Below are 24,795 nucleotides of genomic sequence, written 5' to 3'. Positions count from 1 at the left end.
ACTCAGCTTAATTCATTCGCTGGCGGTATACAAAAAAGAAGCCCGACGAGAGTCTCGCCGGGCTTCATCTTGTAAATCAGCTAATTAATTATTTACCGGGATCACCGCGCCTTTATATTTGGTGCGGATCCAGTCCTGAATCTCTTTCGAGTGCAGGACGTTTACCAGCGCGACGATATCTTTTTTCTTCTCGTCACCGCGGTGCACGGTAATGATGTTGGCGTACGGGTTGTTTTCACCGCTCTCGACCGCAATCGGGTCGTGAACCGGGTCCAGACCGGCGTCAATCGCGTAGTTGGCGTTAATCACCACCGCCGCGCCTTCGTCGTTGTTATACATCTGGGGCAGCAGGGAGGCCTCGACGTTAGGCGTAAACTGCAGCTTTTTCGGGTTCTCGACGATGTCGCTGATGCGCGCGGTCACTTTGTCGATGCCCGGCTTCAGCGTGATCACGCCCTCTTTCTCGAAGATGGAGAGGATACGCCCCTCTTCGGACACCGCGTCGCGCATGATGATTTTTCCGCCTTCCGGCAGATCCTTCAGCGACTTGTATTTTTTCGAGTAGATGCCGATTGGCTCAATGTGGATCGCGCCCGCGCTGACGAAATCGTAATCCTTATCACCCGCGTGATCCTTCAGCACGCTGTTCAGGTAGGGAATGTGCTGGAAGTAGTTGGCGTCGATGTCGCGGCCCGCCAGCGCGGTGTTCGGCAGGATGTAGTCCTGGAACGGCTTGATCTCCAGGTCGATCCCCTGCTTCGCCAGAATCGGCTTCGCCTGCTCGAGAATTTCCGCGTGCGGCGTGTTGGACGCCCCCACGGTCAGGGTGTCGGCCCAGGCGGCAAAGCTCAGGGCGCTCAGGGTTGCGGCGGCGATCAGCGTCAGCGTTTTTTTCATGATGATGGTTCCCGTGTGTTATTAGAGATTATCTTTTGTCTAACAGTGAAGTAATGACATCGCCGCAGAACTGGATAATGAAAACGATGATTAAAATGGTCACCGTTGCCACCAGCGTGACGTCACCGTGGTTGCGCTGGAATCCTTCCAGATAAGCCAGATTTCCCAACCCGCCGGCGCCAATCACCCCCGCCATGGCGCTGTAGCTGACCAGCGCAATGAGCGTCACAGTAATACCTGAAACCAGTGCAGGTGATGATTCCGGCAGTAAAACCCGAAATACGAGCGTGCTCAGCCGCGCGCCCATTGAGCGCGTGGCCTCGATAACCCCTTTGTCGACTTCGCGCAGGGCGATCTCGACCAGGCGAGCGTAGAACGGCGCCGCACCGACAATCAGCGCCGGCAGCGCCGCGTTTGCGCCGAGAATGGTCCCGACGATAGTCTTGGTGAACGGGATCAGCAGGACGATCAGGATAATGAACGGGATGGAGCGGAACACGTTCACCACGATCGACATCACGCTGTAGACCGTGCGGTTCTGGAACAGACCGCCGCGGGCGGTTAAAAACAGCGCCAGCCCCAGCACGATGCCGAGCACAAAGGTCGCCACGCCGGAAAGCGCGGTCATGTACAGCGTCTCCTGGGTGGCCGACCACAGCTGGTCCCACTTCAGGTGCGGAAAAAGATTCTCAGCCATGCTTAATTACCTCGCCGTCAATATCGCTTTGCTTCAGGTCGGCGAGGATATTGTTCAGTTGCTCATCTGATGCCACGACGTGGACCCAAAGCTGTCCGAAAACGCCGTGGGCGGTTTGCGTCATTTTTCCGTGCAGGATGTTAAACGGCAGGCCGTAGCGCAGCGTAAGCTCCCCTACGATCGGCCGGTGCGTACTGTGCCCGGTAAACGTCAGCCTGATCACCGCGCCTTCCAGGTCGTTTGCCAGCTCCGTGTTAAACGTTTCCTCTTCGGCGTACTGGCTAACCTGGCGGACAAACTGCTGCGTGATCGGCTGCTGCGGATGGGTAAAGACGCGCAGCACGTCGCCCTCTTCCACGACTTTTCCGTTCTCCATCACCGCCACGCGGTCGCAGATTTTGCGCACCACGTGCATTTCGTGGGTAATCAAAACGATGGTCAGCTGAAAGCGACGGTTAACGTCCAGCAGCAGATCAAGGATCTGATCGGTGGTTTGCGGGTCAAGCGCAGAGGTCGCTTCATCGCAGAGCAGCACGTCCGGGCTGTTGGCCAGCGCGCGCGCAATGCCCACGCGCTGCTTTTGCCCGCCGCTCAGCTGCGACGGATAGGCATTTTCGCGCCCCTTCAGGCCGACCAGATCCACCAGCTCGGCCACCCGCGCCTTAATTTTCGCTTTAGGTACGCCCGCGATTTGCATCGAAAAGGCGATGTTCTCGTTCACCGTGCGCGACCACAGCAGGTTGAAGTGCTGGAACACCATGCTGATTTTAAGACGCGCCTGACGCAGCGCCTCGCCCTTCGCGGCCGAGATGTTGTGCCCGTTAATGGTCACGCTACCAGTGCTTGGTTTCTCCAGGCCGTTCAGCAGCCGGATGAGGGTGCTTTTCCCCGCCCCGCTGTAGCCAATAATTCCGTAAATCTGTCCCTGCTCAACCGTTAAATTCGCGTTGTCGACAGCGGTCAGCGCGACTTTGCCGTTGTCAAAAACCTTCGAAATATTCCTGAGTTCAATCATTCTTATTAATATCCGTAGTACATATAGCGGTTTAGCAGTATGGATGTCCAAACGATACTAATCAGGCTATCTACGGAATTAAATGAACAAAAAGGCATGTCTTATAGCGCCCGGGAATAAGAAGCGAATTCTGCGGCGAGAAGCCAATAGAAGAATTTCGGCAATGATTATCCGACCTCGACGTTTGCGCAACTCGCACGGGGGAGCATACCGGGTATGAATATTCCCACAGCGTTAACCCACGCGCCTGTTCCGCTGGAGCAACGTCTTGCTAGCGGCATCGTGCCTGAGCCAATCCGTCTCTCTGTGGGCATTGAGGATAGCCGCGACCTGATTGCCGAGCTTCTTCAAGCGCTGGATTAATGAGCAAAACGCGGCGGGTCATTCTTACGCCGCGATAAGATTTCAATCTACCTTAACGCCTTGATAACAATATTGTGAGGTTCTGCACAGATTGTTTTTGAAACGCTGTTTCCATTTTCCTTTTATCTCGAAATCGGCGTATAATGCGCGCCTAATCCCTGGTGAATGGTTTCAGCGCTTGGACTATAAAAAACAACGTACACACTCTGCTCTCTCTCCTTGGGCTGAAACTCAGGCACACTTTCTTCTGCACGCTCATTTGATGTCACCTATCCTTACTGCGTGCCATAGTCAATTTTGCAACACAGGTTTGGCTCTGCGGCGGTGCGCCCCCGGAGCGAGATTTCCATATCCTTCCCAACTTAAAGACTAAGACTGTCATGAAAAAGACGAAAATTGTTTGTACCATCGGCCCAAAAACCGAATCCGAAGAGATGCTGAGCAAAATGCTGGATGCCGGCATGAACGTTATGCGTCTGAACTTCTCCCACGGTGATTACGCAGAACACGGCCAGCGTATCCAGAACTTGCGCAACGTGATGAGCAAGACCGGCAAAAAAGCCGCTATCCTGCTGGATACCAAAGGACCTGAAATCCGCACCATCAAGCTGGAAGGCGGCAACGACGTCTCTCTGAAAGCGGGCCAGACCTTCACCTTCACCACCGACAAATCCGTCGTCGGTAACAGCGAAATCGTTGCAGTGACCTATGAAGGCTTCACCAGCGACCTGTCCGTAGGCAACACCGTGCTGGTAGACGATGGTCTGATCGGCATGGAAGTGACCGCGATCGAAGGTAATAAAGTTATCTGTAAAGTGCTGAACAACGGCGACCTGGGCGAAAACAAAGGCGTTAACCTGCCGGGCGTTTCCATCGCACTGCCAGCACTGGCTGAAAAAGACAAGCAGGACCTGATCTTCGGCTGCGAGCAAGGCGTTGATTTCGTGGCAGCCTCCTTCATCCGTAAGCGTTCCGACGTGGTGGAAATCCGTGAGCACCTGAAGGCCCACGGCGGCGAGAAGATCCAGATCATCTCCAAAATTGAAAACCAGGAAGGCCTGAACAACTTCGACGAAATCCTCGAAGCGTCTGACGGCATCATGGTTGCACGTGGTGACCTGGGCGTTGAAATCCCGGTTGAAGAAGTAATCTTCGCGCAGAAGATGATGATCGAGAAATGCGTTCGCGCGCGTAAGGTGGTTATCACCGCGACGCAGATGCTGGACTCCATGATCAAAAACCCACGTCCTACCCGCGCAGAAGCAGGCGACGTGGCGAACGCCATCCTCGACGGTACCGATGCGGTTATGCTGTCCGGCGAATCCGCTAAAGGTAAGTACCCGCTGGAAGCCGTTAGCATCATGGCAACCATCTGTGAGCGTACTGACCGCGTGATGACCAGCCGTCTGGACTTCAACAACGACAGCCGCAAGCTGCGTATCACCGAAGCCGTGTGCCGTGGTGCAGTTGAAACCGCAGAAAAACTGGACGCGCCGCTGATCGTGGTTGCGACCCAGGGCGGTAAATCAGCTCGCGCCGTGCGTAAATACTTCCCAGATGCCACCATCCTGGCGCTGACCACTAACGAGACTACCGCGCGTCAGCTGGTGCTGAGCAAAGGCGTTGTGGCTCATCTGGTCAAAGAGATCGCCTCTACTGACGATTTCTACATTCAGGGTAAAGCGCTGGCGCTGGAAAGCGGCCTGGCTCAGAAAGGTGACGTTGTCGTGATGGTTTCCGGCGCGCTGGTACCAAGCGGAACAACCAATACTGCATCTGTTCACGTACTGTAATAATTCCTGAACGAATTAATTTTGCGAAAAGCGCCCTGTGGGCGCTTTTTTTATTTCCGGTAATAGCCAATTTCATTCAAAAAGCAAATCGGGTTTTTCTATTTAATTGCGATTTATCTAAGATGAATCCGATGAAAAATGCCTTTTTTAACATAGCTTTTTGTTCAAAAACGCCGAATACGATGCTTCTTTGAGCGAACGATCAAAAATAGGCGTATTCCCATCAAAAAAATATTCTCAACCTAAAAAACTTTGTGTAATACTTGTAACGCTACATGGAGATTAACTCAATCTAGAGGGTATTAATAATGAATCGTACTAAACTGGTACTGGGCGCGGTAATCCTGGGTTCTACTCTGCTGGCAGGTTGCTCCAGCAACGCTAAAATCGATCAGCTGTCTTCTGACGTTCAGACTCTGAACGCTAAAGTTGACCAGCTGAGCAACGACGTGAACGCAATGCGTTCCGACGTTCAGGCTGCTAAAGACGACGCAGCTCGCGCTAACCAGCGTCTGGACAACCAGGCTACTAAATACCGTAAGTAATAGTACCTGTTAATAAAATGGCGCACATTGTGCGCCATTTTTTTTATCTCATTCCGCTGACATTTACTGCGTGACCTTTTCCCCTTCGTTTTCTGCAATAGCGTCCGATATCCGACTGTTTTGCACCGACTGCACGCTCGTGCTGGCCGATGCGCCGCTCTGCGCATTCACCGCCACGGGAATACCCGCCCGGCGAGACAGGGCTTTATCGATAAGCGCTTTATCGCTCCCGGATTGCGAAACAAACGACGCAAACGCCGCCGAGTGCGTAATTGGCGAGGTTTGAGGATTTTCTCCCTCCTCCTGCGCCAGCGGCCTGTGCACTTCGATATAGCGCCTACCGTCCGGCTCGACGGCATATTTCACCGGCTCATTGATAATCTGCACGCGCGTACCAACGCGCACCTGCGCAAACAGCGCCTGAATGTCCGGGGCGTTCATCCGCATGCAGCCGGAGCTCACGCGCAGCCCAACGCTGTCCGGCGCGCTGGTCCCGTGGATAAGATATTCCCCATTTCCCACGCCTAAACGCAGCGCGAAGCGCCCTAGCGGGTTATTCGGCCCCGCTGGCACCACAGGGGGCAGCTTAATCCCCTGCGCCAGAGAACGCGCCCTGATGCCCGCCGTTGGTGTCCAGGTCGGGTTGGGGATCTTCTGGCTGACGCGCGTCGTCGTCACCGGCGTTTCAAGCCCCAGCTGTCCAATGCCCAGCGGATAAACCTGAACGATATTCTCGCCCGGCGGGAAATAATAGAGCCGCAGCTCCGCCAGGTTGACGACGATGCCTTCGCGCGGGGTATCGGGCAGCAGCATCTGCGAAGGAATGACGATCGCTGTACCGGGCGCGGGATTAACCGGCGCAATGGTGTTATTGGCTTCGAGAATAAGCTGCGCGGCCGTATTAAACCGGCGAGCGATCGTTTGCAGCTTATTGTCCCCCTCCTGCACCGTATAGGTTTGGTTTTGACCAATTAGCCGGCTGCCCGCAGGGGGCAAAGGATAATCCACCGCCCAGGCCGAATGAAGGGCGTTGAGCGAACCAAGGAGTAATAGAGTTATAAGAGACGCGCGCTTCATGCTGAGATTCCTTATTCACTGACAGGACGCCAGAAAGCTGAAAAACCAGCGAGGCAGGAACCACCTCGCGGAACAGAATGAATGCTGTCTTTTAAGTCTAGCTAAGGATTGCGGCTTTGGCGCGAATGGCGCGAATCATTGCTTCGAGCCCCTGCGATCGGGACGGCGTAAGATGCTGGGTCAGAGCCATTTTTTCAAACCACGGCCGCACGTCGAACGCGACGATGTCCTGCGCCGACATCTGATGGTAAAGGATGAACACAACGGCGATAAGGCCTTTGACAATCGCGGCGTCGCTGTCGCCGCGCAGTTCAATGGTCCCGTCGTCAGATTGCTTCATCACAATCCACACCTGGCTCTGACAGCCCTGAATAATGTTCTCCGGGCTGTGCGCTTCAGCGCCGAGCGGCGGTAAACGCTGCCCCAGCTCGATGATGTAGAGGTACTTCTCTTCCCAGTTTGCGCAACGCCCAAAGTTGCGCAGCAGTTTTTCTTTGTCCGGCAGCTCTGCCATCTCTTGCTCTCCCTTAGCCCAGCAGCTGGTGAATGCGCTTCAGCCCTGCCACCAGCCTGTCGACCTCTTCCGTCGTGTTGTACATCACCAGCGACGCGCGGCACATTGCCGGCACCTGGTAAAACGCCATCAGCGGCATCGCGCAGTGGTGTCCGGTGCGCACGGCGACGCCGTAGTTATCAAGGAAACTGCCAACGTCATAGGCGTGATGTTTCCCCAGATTGAAGGCAATGACGCCCTGGCGATCCTGCGGGCCGTAGAGGGTCAGATCCGGCACGCTGGCCAGCGCCTGCAGCGCGTAACGCATCAGCTGCTGTTCGTACGCCTGAATGGCGTCAAGGCCAATCGCGGAGACGTAAGACAGCGCCGAGCCGAGCCCGATAATGCCGCCGGTGTTTGGCGTACCGGCCTCAAAGCGCCACGGCGCACGCGCGTAGGTGGTGCCCTCGGTCAGGCTGACGGTGGCAATCATCGAGCCGCCCCCTTCCCACGGCGGCATGGCCTGGAGAATATCTTCCTTCACGTAGAGCACGCCGATGCCGGTCGGCCCGTAGAGCTTATGCCCGGAGAAGAGGTAAAAATCACAGTCCAGCGCCTGAACGTCCACCGCGTGGTGCATCACCGCCTGCGCGCCGTCAATCAGCACCTTCGCGCCCGCCCGGTGTGCTTTATCGATAATCTCCGCCACCGGGTTTTCGGTGCCCAGCACGTTAGAGACCTGCGTCACGGCAACCAGCCGCGTACGCTCGTCCAGCAGGGCATCAAGCTGCTCAAGCTGCAGCGTGCCGTCCTGATTCAGCGAGATCGCTCGCAGCTGCGCGCCAGTGCGTTCGCAGAGCATCTGCCACGGAACGATGTTCGCGTGGTGCTCCATCTGGGTGATGATGATGTTATCGCCCGCGCGGACCTGCGCGCTGCCCCAGCTGTTGGCCACCAGGTTGATGCCCTCCGTGGTGCCGCGCACGAAAACCAGCTCCTCCGGCGAGCGCGCGTTGAGGAAAGTCGCCGCCTGAGTACGCACGTTCTCCATGCGCCGGGTCGCCTCGGCGCTCAAGGTGTGAATGCCCCGGTGCACCGCGGCATAGCCGTGGCGATAAAACTCCGCTTCCGCCTCTATCACCTGATTCGGCTTCTGCGCGCTGGCCGCGCTGTCGAGATACGCCAGCGGCAGGCCGTTTACCTCACGGGCCAGAACCGGAAAATCTGCCCGGACTTTCTCTACCGGAAAACTCATGCATCGCCTCCAGGCAGACGCTGGCCAATGCGCGCCAGCACCTGCTGTTTCAACTCGCCGTCCCGCAGCGCTTCCGTCAGCTCGGCCGCAAAGGCGTAGATAATCATCTTCTGCGCCGACCGCCTGTCAATACCGCGCGAACGCAGGTAGAACATCTGTTCGTCGTCAATACGCCCAACCGTTGCGCCGTGGCTGCACTTCACGTCATCGGCGTAGATTTCCAGCTGCGGTTTAGTATCCACTTCCGCCAGGCGCCCCAGCAGCAGGTTGTTGTTGGTCATCTGCCCGTCGGTTTTAACGGCGTGCTGTGCCACGTTGATCAGGCCGTTAAACACCGCGCGGCCCTTATCGCTGACGATGGTTTTATGCAGCTGGCGGCTGTTGCAGTAGCCCCTGTTGTGCTCAAGCCAGGTGCGCGTGTCGCACACTTCCGATTTAACCGGCATCGCCAGGCTGTTAACGCGCAGCGTGGTGTTTTCGCCGTTTAGCCGGGTGCTGGTATTGTGGCGCAGCACCGCGCCGCCGAGCAGGAAGCTGTGGCTATAGGCCGCGGCGTCCTGGCCCAGCACGATGTCGTTGTGGGCGAAGTGGTGGCTCGCCGGGTTTTCAAACGCCAGCTTGATGTGGTGTAGCTGGGCGTTGGCCGCCACGTTCATGGTGAGACGCGAACCGGTAAAGTGGCGGACCTCGTTGAGGCTGACGTAATGCTCAATCACCGTCGCCTCCGCGCCCTCTGCCAGCTCAAGATGGTGGCGATAGTGCGCCGTGTTGATCTCGTCGCCCTCCAGCCCCTGCGTGATGTGCAGCAGCAGCAGCGGCTTCATCGGGCGCTGGTTGCGCTTCACGCAAATATGCGTGACCGTCTGCGCGAGGCTCTCGGTGAGGTGCAGGAACACCTCGGGCTGAACGGCGGCGGTCAGGCTCTGGCGCTCGTCGTTAATCGCAATTTCGAACCCGCTCTCCCGCGCGTCGTCGCTCAGCTCGGGGGAATAGACGCCGTCGACAAAGACCAGCCGCACCGCGTCCACGTTCAGCGCCAGCGCGTCGCGCTGGACCGAACCGATCGCTGCCCGCCGGGTGACAAACTCGCCGTTCAGCAGGCCATCCAGCGGCGTGTATTTCCAGTTCTCATGCTTGCGCGTGGGCAGGCCCAGACGCAGCATCTGCTGCAGGTGCTGCTGGGCCTGTTCAGAACGGGCAACGCCCTGCGCTTCAAACAGGCGGTGCCACTGCTGGAGCGCATTACTGCTGTTCGGTAAGCCAGCCATAGCCCTGCTCCTCCAGCTGTTTCACCAGCGTAAAATCACCGGATTTCACAATGCGGCCCTGGTAGAGCACGTGGACGTAGTCCGGCTTGATGTAGTCCAGAATACGCTGGTAGTGGGTGACGATAATGAACGAGCGCTTGCCGTCGCGAAGAGAATTTACGCCATCGGCGACAATCTTCAGGGCGTCGATGTCCAGCCCGGAGTCGGTTTCGTCGAGGATGCACAGCTCAGGCTCCAGCACCGCCATCTGCAGAATGTCGTTACGCTTTTTCTCGCCGCCGGAGAAGCCGACGTTCACCGAGCGGGTCAGCAGATCTTCCGGCATCTTCAGCAGCCCGATCTTCTCTTCCATCAGGTCCTGGAAGTCAAAGCGGTCCAGCGCCTCAAGGCCGCGGTATTTGCGCACCGCGTTCAGCGCGGTTTGCAGGAAGAACTGGTTGCTGACGCCGGGAATTTCCACCGGGTACTGGAAGGCCATAAAAATGCCCTCGCCCGCGCGATCTTCCGGCGACATCTCCAGCAGATCTTTACCGTTGAACTCAACCGAACCGCCGGTCACTTCGTAATCTTCCCGTCCCGCCAGGGTCGCTGAAAGCGTGCTTTTCCCGGAGCCGTTTGGCCCCATGATGGCGTGGACTTCGCCCGGCTTAACGTCAAAATTGAGGCCGCGCAGGATCGCTTTATCGTCGACGCCAACCTCTAAATCTTTAATGCTTAACATGTGCTTTCCTTAACCGACGCTGTGTTCAAGACTAATGGCGAGGAGTTTCTGAGCTTCAACGGCAAATTCCAGCGGCAGTTCAGAGAACACGTCCTTACAGAAGCCGTTCACAATCATTGAAATCGCATCTTCTTCGCTGATCCCGCGCTGCAGGCAGTAGAAGAGCTGATCTTCCCCAATCCGCGAGGTGGTGGCCTCGTGCTCGAGCTGGGCCGTGTTATTACGGCACTCGACGTACGGGAAGGTATGCGCCCCGCAGTCCGCGCCAATCAGCATCGAATCGCACTGGGTAAAGTTGCGCGCGTTGGTGGCCGTCGGCATGATTTTCACCAGCCCGCGATAGCTGTTCTGGCTGTGCCCGGCGGAGATCCCTTTCGAGATAATCGTGGATTTGGTGTTTTTACCGATGTGGATCATCTTGGTGCCGGTATCCGCCTGCTGATGGCCGCTGGTCAGCGCCACCGAGTAAAACTCGCCGATGGAATTGTCCCCGCGCAGAATACAGCTCGGGTATTTCCAGGTAATGGCCGAGCCGGTTTCCGACTGGGTCCAGGACATCTTGCTGTTTTCGCCCTCGCACAGCGCGCGCTTGGTGACGAAGTTGAGGATGCCGCCGGTATTCCCGTCCCCGGGGAACCAGTTCTGCACAGTGGAGTATTTCACTTCGGCATCTTTATGGATGATGACCTCCACCACCGCCGCGTGCAGCTGATAGCTGTCGCGCACCGGCGCGGAGCACCCTTCGATGTAGCTCACGTAGCTGCCCTCATCGGCGACGAGGATCGTGCGCTCGAACTGGCCCGTTTTTTCCGCGTTGATGCGGAAATAGGTGGAAAGCTCCATCGGGCAGCGCACGCCTTTCGGCACGTAAATAAACGTCCCGTCAGAAGCCACAGCCGCGTTGAGCGCCGCGAAGAAGTTGTCGTTGCTCGGCACCACGGTGCCGATGTACTTTTTCACCAGCTCGGGGTGATCGTGGATCGCCTCGCCGAACGAGCAGAAAATGATCCCCTGCTCCGCCAGCTTTTCTCGATAGGTCGTCGCCACCGACACGGAGTCAAAAATGGCGTCTACCGCGACTTCTTTGCCTTCACGTACCGGAACGCCCAGCTGGTTGAAGGCCTCTTCAACCTCTTTGCTCAGGAAGCTGTTCTCGGCGCCCGTTTGCTGGATCGCGCCGGGCTGCGAGGCGCAGGTATCGTCACAGCTGCCGCAGGACGGCGCGGAGTAATAGCTGTAGTCCTGATAGTTGAGCTTATCGTAGTGCGCTTTCAGCCAGTGGGGCTCTTCCATTTCCAGCCAGGCGCGAAACGCGCTCAGGCGAAACTCGAGCATCCACTCCGGCTCGTTGCGCTTGGCCGAAATCGCGCGGACGACGTCCTCGTTAATGCCCTTCGCCAGCTCGTCGGTTTGCAGCTGCGTGAAAAAACCCTCTTTATAGTTGAGGTGTCCGCCGCTCCAGGTGTTTACATCGTCAGTTGCTTCAGTCTGTCGAGACATAGTACCGCCTATACCCCAAAGCTTTCGCCGCAGCCGCATTCGTTCTGGGCTTTCGGGTTATGAAATTTGAAAAGCTGATTTAAGCCTTCGCGCACGTAATCGACTTCGGTTCCGTCAATGAAAGGCATCGCCTGCAGCGCCACGTACAGCTTTGCGCCGTCGGTTTCGAAGACTAAATCGTCTTTTTCAGGCTCGGTGACCGTATCAAGAACATAGCCAAAGCCCGCGCAGCCAGTTTGCTTAACGCCAAGGCGCACGCCGAGGATCTCCGGCTTCTTCGCCACCAGCTCGTGTATATGTGCCGCTGCCGCTGGCGTGAGCGTAAGGCCACGCCAGGCAAAGTCGGCAGGGTTAAAGGTTTCTGAATGCAATTCCATAGTTCCACCTCATGTCGAGAGCCACAGGGGCATAACACCATGTTAGTGATAACGATTATCACTTCAACCCCCTGACAGCAGGGGCTTTGTGCTTAACCGCCCTTTTTGGCACCTTTTACTAAGCATAGACCCTGTACGGAGATAAGGCTGGGATGGAATTATTTGTTCAATACATTGATAGATAATGTATTTTATTTACAGAAAGAGACGGTAATGGTGAAAGACAAAATATGCATCGAAAATGCCTATTTTTGAAATAGATGATTGATGGCAGCGAAAGTTAACGTCACGAAATGAGGGAATGAGAGGAAAAAATACAAAAGGCCCTTTCGGACCCGTTACAGTGCTGGATGAAACGCTATAGCAAAACCCTGTTCCCGCCAGTGGTCGAGCTGTTCCTGCTGGCGAGGCGTCATCGGTTTTCCCGTCCAGACGAAGATTTTTTGCCCGGGGAAGAGCTCCGGACGCGGTGAATCAATAGGGTCTGCCAGCACGTCGATGTGCCAGCCTTTTTGCGCAAGACGGGCGGCTTCAAGCCAGAGATGCGTGCGATCGTCGCACTCCCAGCCGATGAGCAGGGCGTCTTTTCCGGCTTTTTTACGTGATTCCGTCAGGCTTGCAATGGCAAACTCAATCAGCACACCGTCGAGCAGGCTCGCCATGTGGCGCACCGTGTTCTGGTCCTGATTCATTCGCTGACGAACCGGGGTGATAATGTTATCGATAAGCACATCCATCGCGTGGTCCCGGCGGAATTCGCCGATCTTCGCGCGAAGCTTCGCAGGGTTTGCGTAGCGCAGGACGGTCATCATCTCTTCCTGCAGCGTTGCCCAGCTGCCCTGGGTCAACACTTCGCTGTTTCCCAACAGCGCTTTCACTTTTCCGACCGATATGCCGGACTTCATCAGGCGCTTGATCTCTTCAATGCGCAGGATATCCTCATCGTCAAACTGACGATGGCCCCCCTCGCTGCGCTGGGGTTTCAATAACCCGTAGCGACGCTGCCAGGCACGCAGCGTAACGGGGTTGATACCGCATCGTTCGGCGACTTCACCGATACTGTAATAGGCCATTAACTCCCTCACGCTTAACACTTCCATACCCAACCGAACCAACCTTATCAGATTGTACAACGCTTTTGTATAACTAATACCTCACTCAGAGACAAGTGAATGGTGCAAAAAACCATTCACTCGTTAATACATTGTTGTATAAATTTGACGTCACGTACAGCTAAGCCGTCATCAATGTGTACAACTTCATTAAAATCCGAACTTTTTCTCGGGCCAGGCTATAGCCGGAATGCCTCCCAGGCGCGGGCTGGCAAACAGATGGCCCTGAAACTGAGAAATGCCCGCCGACTCCAGCCACATCCACTCTTCGGCTTTCTCCACGCCGACGGCGCAAAACTGAATTTCCAGCGACGCGCAGCACTTGATGATCGCCTGAATAATCGCCTGCCGCGGGCCGCTCTTATGGACGTCCATAATCAAGTCGCGGTTGATCTTGATTCTGTCCGGCTGGAACTGCGCCAGCAGCTGTAGCCCGGCGAACCCCGCACCAAAGTGATCGATGGTCACGCTGATGCCCGCGCTTTTAAGCTGCCTGACGGCGCTGGTAAACTCCTCGAAGCGAGATATGGCTTCGCTTTCGGTAAATTCCACCACGATTTGCTCCGGCACGAAGCCGTTTGCTTCTATCGCCGTGAGCAGGAAATCCACGGCGCTCGGGACGTTCACCAGCGTCATCGGCAGCAGGTTGAGAGATAACGTCTGGTCCTGTAGGCCCAGCGCGCTGGCCATCGACAGCGCGACCTGCTTACTTTTCAAATCCCGTTCGTACAGCTCCTCACGCGGTAAGGCGTCAAAATAGGCCCCCGGTGATTCACCGCCAGGCGAGCGGATAAGCGCTTCCCATGAGACCACCTCCTGCATAAACGGGTCCACGATGGGCTGGAAGGCGAAGCTACAGTCGGCGCCGGGCGCGACAACCTCCGGCTGCACGGAAAGCGCCGTTTCTTCGGGAATAAATTCCCACGAATCCGCCGGAGGCAGCTCGAAATAGTTCGCTTTTTCAGTCGCCTCAACGAAGGTGCGGAAAAACTGCAGGGCGCGATCGTTATAAGTCATCTGGTATTTCGTCGTGCCCTTATCAAGCACGCTCTGAAGCACGTCATCCCTGTCGTAATGCCGCAGATCGAAAAGCTCCATGCCGACGTTACCGAAGCGGCGCGACGGACCGTGATCCCGTAACAGCTCAACCACGTTGTGATGGCGCGGATCGCAGCAAATATGCTGATAGATAGCCGTCACGCTCTCCGCGGGACCCTCAAGCAGCTGAAAAAAATGCGTGCCGTTGAATAACAAAATCCCTGTGACATTTTCATGTCGATTATGATGATTTGCAGCAGCTACCATGTCTTCGAGTGCTTTCACAGGCACGTCATCGCAGATATGACTGCGGTAAATGATGGTCGTGAGCATGCTATTCCTGGGGTTAGGTGTGGACGATAAAACGTGTGGGTTACATTCTGTTATAGCATATTAATTGCCTAACAAATAATTTACATCTCAATGATTTATCGTCATTTCAGCCCCTTCATTATCCTTTGTACAACTCTCTCCTGCAGCTGAAGCTTGTACAATATATCCCAACCTTGACCGATAAAAAACAGCATGCATAACGTGTTGTATAAAAACGCCTTTATAAGAAAATATGACAATTTATTAAAAAATTGTACATTTTAAATGTACAGATTTGAAAAAAGTGTATACCTTAAATGTAACGTTACTGATTACGGACCTTAACAGGAGCGAAACATGTACCAGAACGGTTATGCCGGAGATTCCGCCGCAGCGATTGCGCAGTATTTCGAAAAGGCAGCGCTTCCAACCCAGCAGGAAACGCTGGGCCAGGTGGTAGTAGAAATTCTGAGCGACGGGCGAAATCTCAACCGAAAATCGCTCTGTACGAAATTGTTAAGCCGCCTCGAAAAGGCCTCCAGTCCGGAAGAGGAACAGCATTACCACATGCTGCTTGGCCTGCTCTTCGAACGATAAAAACGCCGTTATGAAAAGCAGTGACGTAGACAAGCTGATTGACTCGCTTATCGGAGAAGCCGTTCTTTCGCTACTGAAAGAGCGCGGGCCGCTCACGACAGGCACGTTAATCGAGCGTCTATGGAGCATGAAGACGCATGAAAAAGATCCCGGGCGGCGGGAAGCCATAGCGCGCGTTATTGCCGACGTAGGCGAAAACCGTGCCGCGTTTAAACATCGCCGCACCGCACAGGGAAGGACTCACGGAGAGGGATCTCTTCGGATAACGGAAGACAATGTAGTGCCCTTATTTGGTAAAGGAAAACCGTCCGATCCAAAGAAAATACATTGACTACAACCTAACAGCTACGGTGAGAATAAATGAGACAGAATATTCAGATTCAACCCGAGTACACATCGGCATTTCATGAAAGCCCTTTGTCGGAGTATTTCCGTCACGCAGGCGATCGTTTTGCTGAAGAGTCCGCTATTTTCTCTACGGCAGTACGCTGTATCCAGGCCACTGAAGGGCATATCACCAATAAGGCCATTATTCTGTGGCTGATCCAGACGCTTGAAGGCACGCACGACGTTGTTCGGGCCGATGTTATCCGCAAAACGCTTGAGATTGTTGTGGGCTACACCATGGACGATCTTTAACCCGGCTGTACTCCCCTTCCTGACGTGTCATCGTCACATATGACGAACCTGTTGACGATGACACGACTTTGCTCGCAATAACCTCCTGATAATCAAGATGCTACGATGTGGCACGGATCCTGCTTTAGCCGGGTACGGGACTGGAATGCTCCAGTTAAACATCGCTTCATTTATTAACAGGTCTGTTATTGATGAAAAAAATCGCCACCGTCTGCCCCTACTGCGGCGCAGGCTGCAAGCTCAATCTTGTCGTTGAAAATAACCGTATCATCCGCGCCGAAGCGGCAGACGGCGTCACCAACCAGGGCACGCTTTGCCTGAAAGGATTTTACGGCTGGGACTTCTTAAACGACACTCGCCTGCTTACCCCTCGCCTGACGCAGCCGATGATCCGCTATCGTAAGGGCGACGCCTTTACGCCAGTCACCTGGGAAGAGGCCATTCGCTATACCGCCCACAGGCTGAGCGGCATTAGGTCGGAGTTCGGCCCCCGCGCCATCATGACCACCGGCTCTTCACGCGGAACAGGGAACGAAACCAACTACGTGATGCAAAAATTTGCCCGCGCGGTGCTGCACACTAACAACGTCGACTGCTGCGCGCGCGTCTGCCACGGGCCTTCGGTTGCCGGGCTGCAGGAGACGCTCGGCAACGGCGCAATGAGCAACGCCATTAGCGACATTGAAAACTCGAAATGCCTGCTGGTCTTTGGCTACAACTGCGCGGATTCACACCCCATCGTTGCCAGGCGCGTGCTGAAAGCGCGTGAGAATGGCGCAAAAATTATCGTCTGCGATCCGCGGCGCATTGAAACGGCCCGCATCGCCGACCAGCACCTTCAGCTGAAAAACGGCAGCAATATGGCTCTGGTCAACTCCTTTGGCTATGTGCTGCTGGAAGAGGAGCTGTACGACAAAAACTACGTGGCGCGCTTTACGCAGGGGCTGGATGCCTACCGAAAAACCGTCGAGAACTACCCGCCGGAGCGCGTGGAGCACCTGACGGGCGTACCGGCCCAGGAGATACGCCAGGCCATGCGCACCTTTGCCGCCGCCCCGTCGGCAACCGTCATGTGGGGGATGGGCGTCACCCAGTTTGGTCAGGCCGTCGACGTGGTGAAAGGGCTTTCCAGCCTGGCGCTGCTCACCGGCAACCTGGGCCGTCCGGCGGTCGGCGTTGGCCCGGTGCGCGGGCAGAACAACGTTCAGGGGGCCTGCGACATGGGCGTCCTGCCCAACATGTTCCCCGGCTATCAGGCGGTGACCGACCCCGCCGTCAGGCAGAAATTTGCCGATGCCTGGGGGATTGATCCCGACAAGATGGACGCTAGCGTCGGTACCCGCATCACCGAAGTCCCGCACCTTGCCCTTGAAGGCAAAATCAAGGCCTATTACATCATGGGGGAAGACCCACTTCAGACCGAAGCGGATTTAGGCCTGGTTCGCCGCGGCTTCGACGCGCTCGATTTTGTGGTGGTTCAGGACATCTTTATGACCAAAACGGCCGAGGTGGCGGACGTGCTGCTTCCCGCCACCTCCTGGGGCGAACACGGCGGCGTATTTACCTGCGCCGACCGCGGCTTCCAGCGCTTCGGTAAAGCCATCGACGCCCGCGGCAACGTCAAGCGCGACTGGGACATTATCAGCCTGCTCGCCACTGAAATGGGCTATCCGATGCGCTACGACTCCGAACGGCAAATCTGGGATGAAATGCGCGAGCTGTGCCCGCTGTTCTACGGCGTGACCTACGAGAAAATGGGCGAAATGGGCCACGTCCAGTGGCCATGCCCTACCCTCGATCATCCCGGTACGCCCTATCTGTACAAAGACAACCGCTTCGATACCGCAAGCGGCAAGGGGCAGCTTTTTGCCGCCGAGTGGCGCGCGCCTGCGGAAGTCCCGGACGCGGACTATCCGCTGGTGCTTTGCACGGTGCGCGAGGTCGGACACTACTCCTGCCGCTCGATGACCGGCAACTGCGCGGCGCTGCAAAGCCTGGCCGACGAGCCGGGACGGGTGCAGCTAAACCCTGTCGATGCGGACAACCTCGGCATTACCGACGGCGAGCTGGTGTGGGTCCGTTCGCGCAGGGGGAAAGTCATTACCCGCGCCAGCGTCAGCGAGCGCATCAACGTCGGGGCGGTCTACATGACCTGTCAGTGGTGGATTGGCGCCTGCAACGAGCTGACGCAGGATAATCTCGACCCGGTATCCAAAACGCCGGAAACGAAATACTGCGCGGTACGGCTCGAGGCGATTGACGATCAGCGCTGGGCGGAGGATTTTGCCGCCGCGGCCTATCAGAATATGAAGACGCGCCTGCTTGACGCGGCAAACGTCTGATAAAAAAGAGGCTCGCGCTGCGGGCCTCTTCGCGTTTTAGCCAATCAGCAGCAGGCAGGTAAGATCGTCACCGCCGTTGATTTTATCGATCGCAAAATCCATTCGCGCGTCGATGGTCTGGTTGTGCAGGGTCTTTTCCGAGAAGCTGGCAATGGTTTTCATCACCGTCTGCTGTTCAAGCTCGTCGTGCATGGATTTGACGCTCAGGAACGTTTTTAAATAGAAGAAATCGAGGACGATGCGGTAGAACTGCCGCATGATGGTTGCCGTCTCTATGCCGGGGAAATAGCCGCTATACAGTTTGTAGAGCAGATAGTTGCGCAGCACGTGCGGTTCTGAAATACAGGAATCCTCACACAGCGTCTGCCACTGCTGGTTAATGCCGACGAACTTCTCGTCAATCTCCTCCGGGTCGGCCAGGCTGCTCACATCCAGATACCGCGCAATTTGCCGGTGCCCTTCCAGAACGAAGCCATCCCGGGCCGAATCGCGGGCCACGTTGGTGCCCAGAATAGATAAGGCGAGGTATTTCATCGTGCTTGAGCGCGCAACGCTATTTGCATCCAGCAGCGATTTTCCGCTCTGCAATTCCCGAAGCAGCCCCTCATAAAATTGCTCAACCTGCTCGTACTGGCCGTGCAGGTCAAAGCTAACGTGCTGCAGCATCAGGATTAGCTGCGCCAGCGCCATCAGGTTTTCTTCTATGCCCTTTGAAGGCGATTGAATCAGATTCCAGGCCATAAGATGGATCACCTGATTAGCCTGCGGTACAGACTGACGCTGGCCGATAAGGTTGGTTTTATACACCGCCAGCAGCTCATCCTGCTCCTGCAGCAGCATCGCCTCAGGGTCAAACAGCACGCGCCGCACCACTTCCGGACAGGAAAGCGTCATATTTTTTCGCGTTTCGTCCTGATAGCGTGACGATAATCGCGGGTAGGTCGCGCAGGTCGGCGATAGCGCCGCTTCGCCTAAATCCCGGTGCACCATGCACAGCTTATTCTCATCGATAAAAGGACAATTACCCTTTTCGTCCAGCCTGATTCTGGAATAATTACTTTTGCCTTTACGCTGAAGGATTAGGTTATCTTTTGCGATTGCTGCTATTTCCGGATGTGCGGAAAAGACATACTTCTGATGGGTTTTCTTATCAATACTGATTGTCCAGCCGCGGCAGCAGGAAATTAAGCATTCCGAGCCAACGCACTGAAACTTACTCACGAAAATCGGTGTTGTGGTTTTATGAATTTGCATCGTTGAAGAGTCACGTATAAAAATCAAAAATTAACACGGCCCTCGCGTTTACTTATAGGCGCATAACCAGACACTCCGTTTCGCTATTCATGGAATCAGGCTGTGGGCGCTGAAGCCGCTGCGCTTTTCCGCCATTCGATGTAAAAATAACGTCAACTCGTAGTCGCTGCGCAGCCTGTATTTCTCCATGACCGCATACTTATGGGAAAATACTGTTTTAACGGCGATTCCCAACCGCTGCGCGGTGTCGGCGATCGACAGCCCCTGATGAAGCTCCTGCATCACCCTGACCTGCTGAGGCGTAAGCCCTCTGTATTGACAGTCGGCGCAGGAGGACGGACGACGATAAGCGTCGTGCAGCAGGCGTCTTGCCCATGCCTTTTCCAGCGTCAACCGCATCTGCATCAGCGGTGCGCGGCGCGCTATAAAAAGCATATCCTCAAAGCAGGAAGGCAGCGCGTCCCATTCAGGGCACGCGTCAACGAGGCCGATTGCAACCCCCTTTCGGCCTGCCAAAGAGGGCGTAAAGCAGGTGAAGCATTCGCCGGGCGCGAGGGAAAGCACCAGCATATCCGCCAGCAGAATGCCCGCAGGCGAGGAATGCACATCAATGCGAATTTCTGGCCTGTCCTTTTGCGCAAAGAAGTCGGCCAACAGGTACGTAAGTCCCTGTCTAAACAGCACGTCAGGTTCGTTAATGACGATGTTGAGCATATTTTCTTCCTGAATCTCTTCGCACGACGCTCAGTTGTATTGCAGGGTTAGCATCACCACCGCGCTAATCGAACCCGCCGTGGCGCCTCCCGCCGCTGACGAGACCATCGCTTTCATCGGCATCATCACCGTTCGGTCTGCAGACACAGAGTGGGACACGGCTGAACCTGTTCCCTTACGCTCACCGCTTGCCGCGTCGATCATCGCAATCGCCACGTTGCGGGCGGTTCCGCCGTTGGCGTAATAGTCGTTGCCCGCGGCGGGATCGGGCGTGCCGGTAAAGGCTACCGTCACGCTGCGGGTTCCCACCGGGCACTGGCTAAACGACAGGCTAAAGAGGACCGGTGCGGACGTTGAGCCCGGCGTCGCCAGGTTCGCGGCCTGGATATCGCCAAGATCAACGTTCACAGCTGAACTGCCACCGTTAAAGAGGCAGGGAGAAGCCACGATATTCCCCGTTACGCTAACGTTCACGCCGTCCGCACACATCGCGCTCGCGCTCATCAGTGCCGCCATCGCGGTCAAAATAATCCGGTACTTCATCGCGTCTCCGGCTACTGGTAGGTCAGATTTAACGTTGCGGACGCGTTGGCAGAACCCGGCTCCACCGACGCGCGGGTCTGGTAATAGCGCGCCGTCAACGGAAAGGATTCCTGCCCGCCAGCGGCGGGCTTTAGCGCGAGCCGCGCGTTCATCGCCAGCGGCGTACCGTTATATAACAGCTGGACCCCCACGCCCTTTGCGACGCCGTCCGCGCCTTGTCCGGTCAGGGCCAGCACGCTGCCGTTAGCGATATCCGGGTTTTGAATGCCGCTCAGCGTGACGTTCACGTTTGCACCCGCATCGCAGTTCAGCCCGAGATCCTGCGTATTCTGCGTACCGGCAGGCGTAGTGCCGACCGCTGAGCCGAACGTAGAGGCCGAAATATCGCCTATCGGAAACGTCAGGCCAGGCGTCGTTATCGTGCAGGCCACCACGTTGACGACGCCGTCGGTTATCCGGGTCGTCAGGGCATCGCGAAAAATGCCGTCGCTGCCCTGAAGCGTCACCACGCCCACTACGCCGGGCGTAAGCGCCCCGGAGGTAACCGGTCCGGTGACCACCAGCTCAATTTTTCCACCCCACCATTCAACGTAAGAGGTTTGCGGGCTGTAGGAGAACGTATAGGCCGGGTTTTCAAAATAATTACCGGATGAAAAACGAATTCCTATCCCGGCGATGTTGGTGCTGTAGACGTGATTGCCGTACGCGCTCGGCGTCGCGCTGAGGTAGCGCATGCTAAAGCCGAGCGTCAAAGGGCTTGTGCAATCGGTCATGTACGATTTCGTGGACGTCGCCGCGCGCGAAAAAATAACCGTGCCGACGGGCACGTCCCGCTGGACCGTCAGGGTCCCGACGGACAGCGTGGACTCCTGAGGCAAAATCGTGCTGCAGGTTCCGGCGCGCGCGGAATGCCACCCCGACGCGACGCACAGCAGGACGCTCAAAAATAGTGTTTTCATACTGAATGCCTTAAACGCAATTGACGTTAATTTCTGCTATATCCGCAAGAAGAGATCGCTCTGGCAGGGCGTACGGCGCGCGGCACTGCTGCCCCGCCTTCTCCCCCCACGTCACGAACAACGTGCCCTGTGCCTCAAGGCCGGCGAGATACACCTGGCCGTTGTCGCCAACGATGCCGCTATTCCCTTCCCCCTTTATCTGCGCAGCGATGGCGCCAAAAGGCACAAACTGGCCGCGGTGAATAATGCTCATCAGCGCCCGATGTCCGACTTTTGCCAGATACTCGGCCTTCACCACGGCGCCGCGCGTCGGTATCACCGTCCGGGTCGTCACCTCCAGCTCTACGTCGCCCGGCATCGTTTCCGGCGCGAGCGAGAGTTCGTTTTTCCGGTAGTTCGACAGATTGCTGACGGTCGTATACCCTCGATAATCCGTTCTGACGCCGGGCTGGTTGCGAATATCGACGTCGTGCGCGCCGGGCGCTTTCACCAGCGCGTTGGTCTCGCCCAGCGGCTGCGAAAAGGTCACGCCATCCTCGTGAAGCAGAACGCCGCCCTGCAGGCCGTAGTTCAGACGCTGGCCATTTTTGTCGTAGCCGTAGCCCGCCGAGGCATCACCGTAAGTGCCCTTATAATCGCCGCCGAGATTCCCCGTCGCGCCCGCGCCGCGCGTGCCGTAGCCCTGCTGTGCGTTCCAGCTGAACGCCCTGTTCTCCAGCGCCACGCCGTTTAAGCCAACGCTGTGCGTCGCGCCGTTATGCCTGCTGGCGCTCAGGCCGTAGCTGGCCCACGCCTGCGGTAAGAATGTATCCAGCGGCACGCTGAGGTTAAAAGCCAGCAGCCGATCGCTGTCGCCCTGCGGCTGTTGCCCTTGCGCACCCGCGCTGGCGCGCTGGCTGTAGGTCCAGGACAGTCCGTAGCTCATGCCGCGCCAGGCGTTGTTATAGCCGAGGCTGTACGATGCCGTAGACCCGGCGGAACCCCAGTAATCTTCCCGCGCCGCGCTGAGCATCAGCGCGCCTGACGCCTCGCCCAGGGGCTGGCCGATCGACACTTCCACGCGGTTTTTGCGCGCCGCCTGCGGGGCGCTGCCGTCGCCGTACGCATCCAGAACCTCCTGCATGCTGTAATAGCCGCGTGAAGAAAAGCGATAGCCCGCTACGGTCAGCTGCGTTCCGCTCGCCGCCTCGGTTTTGCTAAAGCGAACGCGCCAGGACTGGCCGCCAGATTTTCCGCCGTCGGGTAGTGCCGACCAGCCCTGGGTGACGTCTGCCGAGAGCGCGCCAGCCTCGCCCATGTTTTTGCCGAGGCCGAGCGCGAGCGCCCGATAGTGCCCCGACGACTGCGCGCCGCCGTAGGCGGTTACGCCCTGCGGAAGGCCGTAGATCCCCGTAGCCTGCGCAAACGGCGTCCTCTCAACGCTGCTGTTCCACGACCGATACTGCCCGCCCGTGAAGGCATATTTCCCGCGGCCTTCCCGCTGAAGCACCGGCAGCGAAGCGTACGGCAGCGTGAAGCGCTGCTCGCTGCCGTCGGCTTCGAGAACGGTAACGTCCAGATCCCCCGCGCCTCCGGTGGCATAAAGATCCGTAATTTCAAACGCGCCCGGGGCGACAAACGTCTGGTAGATCTGATAGCCGTTTTGCCGCACGGTAACCTGGGCATTGGTGCGGGCGATTCCGCGCACGACGGGCGCGTAGCCTTTTTGCGAATCGGGCAGCATGTCATCATCGGAGGCCAGCTGCACGCCGCGAAACGGCACGCTGTCAAAGACGTCCGAGGGGGCGGCGCTGTCCCCGAGCGTGAGCTGAGCCCGCAGCGGAATGACGGCACGCTGGGCATAGCTGTAGACCGTATTCCATGCGCTCTGGCCGCCGTCATCGCGCGTCCAGGTTGAGTAATGGCGCAGCCGCCATGGCCCCACGTTGATGCCGGGACGCAGGTTGGCGTACTGGCTTTGGCTGCCGGCGCTCTCTCCGCCGTTTGCCCAGCCTGTAGCCCCGTTCAGGCTATAGTTCAGCATCGCTGCCGTAATCCCCTCGTCCCAACGATCCGCCGAGACCTCTCCCTGGGCAGGCAGCGCAACCGCGGCCTGGGGAATGCTTAAGACCAGCCGCTGCGCGCCAAACTGAAAATCGGCGCGCGCGTCAGGGATGGCCTGGAGGCTGGCGCAGGCCCCATTGCCCTTCGCCATTTCCGGAAACAGCGCGGTTTTAACGCCCCACGCGTTAAGCTGCGCCAGGCTCAGGCACGGCTGGAGCCGATCGTCGCTGGCCTGAATAAATTCAACCTCACGGGTTTCCACCAGCCGATCGTTAAGAATGATGTCAACGCGGTATGTTCCCGGCGCCTGAGAGCCCGACTCAAAGGCGGATAAATCGGCCTTGCCCATCCCCGGATTGTCCAGCTCGACCAGCTCGGCGTTAAACGTTTCGCGCCCCCAGGCGGCAGGAACGGCGGCCAGCGCAAGGGCGATATAGATCGCCCGTCGCGAGGGCTGCCGCGTATCATTTTTCGTTACCATCTTTCTCAACCTGACCGGTGGCCTTCGATCCCTGCGGCCTGAAGCTACAGGCGGGCCTGATGCGCCGGTCCGGGGCTACCGTAATCGTTAATTACCTTGAAAATAATCTGCCCGCTGCTGCTGCCCGGCGGCAGCGCGAACGTCGCCACCGCGCCGGGCAGAACCCAGGAGACATCGTCCAGCCTAATTCCGCCGACGCTGATTTCGTTAAAATTCACCACGTACTGCGACGGGTTCGTCACCTGAAGGCGATCGCCGCTGCGCGACCAGACCAGCCTGTCTGCCTGCTCTTCGGGCGTCGAGGCGCTCAGGCTTGAGGGACGATAAATAAGCTTGATCCGCGTTTTAACGGCAATTTGTAATGTATTCACCTGCGCCGTCGCCGACGGTATCGATTTAATATTCAGCCAGAACAGGCTTTCTTTATTTTGCGGCAGGGTTCCCGTCAGCAAAATCCGCTCGATATTTTTCTGCCCGGCGTCGAGCCGGTACAGCGGCGGCGTGACGATAAAGGGGGCTTTATTCCCCTTCCCCTCCGGCAGATCGACCCATGACTGGATTAAATACGGCGTTTTATCGGCGTTATTTACGTCGATCGTTGCCTCTTTATTCGCGCCGGCAAAAATAACCCGCGTACCGCCAATAATCACCCCGGCATCAGCAACCGACACCGACGTGATGAAAGCCGCAGCCGCCAACAGGATTTTATTACCTGGATTCATTATTCCTCTCTAAAAATAGGTAACGTCAGGCCCCCGTT

General features: G+C 56.9%; 24 protein-coding genes and 1 pseudogene. 7 read left to right on the top strand and 18 right to left on the bottom strand.

Going from position 1 to position 24,795, the window contains the following annotated elements; translation table 11 throughout:
- Positions 1-84: 84 nt before the first annotated feature.
- From DBY73_RS01770 to DBY73_RS01760, 3 genes are read right to left on the bottom strand one after another with little or no spacing between them, the layout of a single operon-like run.
- Positions 85-897: a MetQ/NlpA family ABC transporter substrate-binding protein gene (locus tag DBY73_RS01770; RefSeq protein ID WP_112009501.1), complete on the bottom strand. Its 813-nt coding sequence runs from the start codon at positions 895-897 to the stop codon at positions 85-87.
- Positions 898-925: 28 nt separating this feature from the next.
- Positions 926-1,594 carry a methionine ABC transporter permease gene (locus DBY73_RS01765; protein WP_112009500.1) on the bottom strand — a complete coding sequence of 223 codons (669 nt, stop codon included), beginning with the start codon at positions 1,592-1,594 and terminating at the stop codon, positions 926-928.
- Positions 1,587-2,609, bottom strand: a complete 1,023-nt coding sequence (locus DBY73_RS01760; protein WP_112009499.1) for an ATP-binding cassette domain-containing protein — start codon at positions 2,607-2,609, stop codon at positions 1,587-1,589. Before DBY73_RS01760 ends, DBY73_RS01765 begins: the two co-directional genes overlap by 8 nt.
- A 216-nt stretch (positions 2,610-2,825) precedes the next feature.
- On the opposite strand from DBY73_RS01760, the pseudogene DBY73_RS01755 reads away from it, so the two are divergent.
- The 3 genes and pseudogenes from DBY73_RS01755 to lpp form a co-directional block, all read left to right on the top strand.
- Positions 2,826-2,972 (top strand): annotated as a pseudogene (locus tag DBY73_RS01755) (PLP-dependent transferase); the annotation flags it as partial.
- Between the two features lie 380 nt (positions 2,973-3,352).
- The gene (pykF, locus tag DBY73_RS01750) at positions 3,353-4,765 is read left to right on the top strand and encodes a pyruvate kinase PykF (RefSeq protein ID WP_112009497.1); all 1,413 of its coding nucleotides are present in this window, start codon (positions 3,353-3,355) and stop codon (positions 4,763-4,765) included.
- A 308-nt stretch (positions 4,766-5,073) separates the two neighbouring features.
- Positions 5,074-5,310, top strand: a complete 237-nt coding sequence (lpp, locus tag DBY73_RS01745; protein ID WP_001082307.1) for a murein lipoprotein Lpp — start codon at positions 5,074-5,076, stop codon at positions 5,308-5,310.
- 63 nt (positions 5,311-5,373) lie between these two features.
- Here the strand turns inward: lpp and DBY73_RS01740 are convergent, their stop codons facing one another.
- The 9 genes from DBY73_RS01740 to DBY73_RS01695 form a co-directional block, all read right to left on the bottom strand.
- Positions 5,374-6,387, bottom strand: a complete 1,014-nt coding sequence (locus DBY73_RS01740; protein ID WP_112009496.1) for a L,D-transpeptidase family protein — start codon at positions 6,385-6,387, stop codon at positions 5,374-5,376.
- 97 nt (positions 6,388-6,484) lie between these two features.
- Complete coding sequence (gene sufE / locus DBY73_RS01735) at positions 6,485-6,901, bottom strand: cysteine desulfuration protein SufE (protein ID WP_112009495.1); 417 nt, start codon at positions 6,899-6,901, stop codon at positions 6,485-6,487.
- Positions 6,902-6,914: 13 nt separating this feature from the next.
- Positions 6,915-8,135, bottom strand: coding sequence for a cysteine desulfurase SufS (gene sufS / locus DBY73_RS01730; RefSeq protein ID WP_112009494.1), 1,221 nt, complete (start codon positions 8,133-8,135; stop codon positions 6,915-6,917).
- Positions 8,132-9,403 (bottom strand): Fe-S cluster assembly protein SufD, encoded by a 1,272-nt coding sequence (gene sufD, locus DBY73_RS01725; protein ID WP_112009493.1) that lies wholly within the window; start codon positions 9,401-9,403, stop codon positions 8,132-8,134. The genes sufS and sufD overlap by 4 nt, the downstream gene beginning before the upstream one ends.
- Complete coding sequence (gene sufC, locus DBY73_RS01720; RefSeq protein WP_112009492.1) at positions 9,378-10,124, bottom strand: Fe-S cluster assembly ATPase SufC; 747 nt, start codon at positions 10,122-10,124, stop codon at positions 9,378-9,380. Before sufC ends, sufD begins: the two co-directional genes overlap by 26 nt.
- Positions 10,125-10,133: 9 nt before the next feature.
- Positions 10,134-11,624, bottom strand: a complete 1,491-nt coding sequence (gene sufB, locus DBY73_RS01715) for a Fe-S cluster assembly protein SufB (protein WP_112009491.1) — start codon at positions 11,622-11,624, stop codon at positions 10,134-10,136.
- 8 nt (positions 11,625-11,632) lie between these two features.
- Positions 11,633-12,001 carry a Fe-S cluster assembly scaffold SufA gene (gene sufA, locus DBY73_RS01710; RefSeq protein WP_008500631.1) on the bottom strand — a complete coding sequence of 123 codons (369 nt, stop codon included), beginning with the start codon at positions 11,999-12,001 and terminating at the stop codon, positions 11,633-11,635.
- A gap of 338 nt (positions 12,002-12,339) precedes the next feature.
- A complete protein-coding gene (locus DBY73_RS01700) occupies positions 12,340-13,074 on the bottom strand; it encodes a MerR family transcriptional regulator (protein ID WP_112009490.1) in 735 nt (244 codons plus the stop codon).
- A gap of 189 nt (positions 13,075-13,263) precedes the next feature.
- A complete protein-coding gene (locus DBY73_RS01695; RefSeq protein ID WP_112009489.1) occupies positions 13,264-14,484 on the bottom strand; it encodes a diguanylate phosphodiesterase in 1,221 nt (406 codons plus the stop codon).
- Positions 14,485-14,820: 336 nt separating this feature from the next.
- On the opposite strand from DBY73_RS01695, the gene ycgZ reads away from it, so the two are divergent.
- The 4 genes from ycgZ to fdhF all read left to right on the top strand — a co-directional run bounded on the left by ycgZ (position 14,821) and on the right by fdhF (position 18,041).
- Positions 14,821-15,060, top strand: coding sequence for a regulatory protein YcgZ (gene ycgZ / locus DBY73_RS01690; RefSeq protein WP_112009488.1), 240 nt, complete (start codon positions 14,821-14,823; stop codon positions 15,058-15,060).
- A 10-nt stretch (positions 15,061-15,070) separates the two neighbouring features.
- Entirely contained in the window at positions 15,071-15,391 is a 321-nt protein-coding gene (locus tag DBY73_RS01685; protein ID WP_112009487.1) for a hypothetical protein, read from the top strand.
- Positions 15,392-15,420: 29 nt separating this feature from the next.
- A complete protein-coding gene (locus DBY73_RS01680; protein ID WP_112009486.1) occupies positions 15,421-15,699 on the top strand; it encodes a biofilm development regulator YmgB/AriR family protein in 279 nt (92 codons plus the stop codon).
- 191 nt (positions 15,700-15,890) lie between these two features.
- Positions 15,891-18,041 carry a formate dehydrogenase subunit alpha gene (fdhF, locus tag DBY73_RS01675; protein ID WP_112009485.1) on the top strand — a complete coding sequence of 717 codons (2,151 nt, stop codon included), beginning with the start codon at positions 15,891-15,893 and terminating at the stop codon, positions 18,039-18,041.
- Positions 18,042-18,077: 36 nt separating this feature from the next.
- On the opposite strand, the gene fliB is transcribed toward fdhF, so the two are convergent.
- The 6 genes from fliB to DBY73_RS01645 form a co-directional block, all read right to left on the bottom strand.
- Entirely contained in the window at positions 18,078-19,295 is a 1,218-nt protein-coding gene (gene fliB / locus DBY73_RS01670) for a flagellin lysine-N-methylase (RefSeq protein ID WP_112009484.1), read from the bottom strand.
- Between the two features lie 87 nt (positions 19,296-19,382).
- Entirely contained in the window at positions 19,383-20,009 is a 627-nt protein-coding gene (locus DBY73_RS01665; RefSeq protein ID WP_112009483.1) for a helix-turn-helix transcriptional regulator, read from the bottom strand.
- A gap of 30 nt (positions 20,010-20,039) precedes the next feature.
- Positions 20,040-20,552 (bottom strand): fimbrial protein, encoded by a 513-nt coding sequence (locus DBY73_RS01660; protein ID WP_146745733.1) that lies wholly within the window; start codon positions 20,550-20,552, stop codon positions 20,040-20,042.
- A gap of 11 nt (positions 20,553-20,563) precedes the next feature.
- The gene (locus tag DBY73_RS01655) at positions 20,564-21,511 is read right to left on the bottom strand and encodes a fimbrial protein (protein WP_112009482.1); all 948 of its coding nucleotides are present in this window, start codon (positions 21,509-21,511) and stop codon (positions 20,564-20,566) included.
- A 10-nt stretch (positions 21,512-21,521) separates the two neighbouring features.
- Entirely contained in the window at positions 21,522-24,035 is a 2,514-nt protein-coding gene (locus DBY73_RS01650) for a fimbria/pilus outer membrane usher protein (protein WP_112009481.1), read from the bottom strand.
- A 44-nt stretch (positions 24,036-24,079) separates the two neighbouring features.
- The gene (locus DBY73_RS01645; protein ID WP_112009480.1) at positions 24,080-24,757 is read right to left on the bottom strand and encodes a molecular chaperone; all 678 of its coding nucleotides are present in this window, start codon (positions 24,755-24,757) and stop codon (positions 24,080-24,082) included.
- Positions 24,758-24,795 lie beyond the last annotated feature (38 nt).

It is taken from the genome of Enterobacter sp. RIT418, assembly GCF_003057745.1.
GTDB lineage: Bacteria > Pseudomonadota > Gammaproteobacteria > Enterobacterales > Enterobacteriaceae > Enterobacter.
Note: the sequence above shows the minus strand (reverse complement) of the source record. Positions and strands in the feature narration are given on the sequence as shown.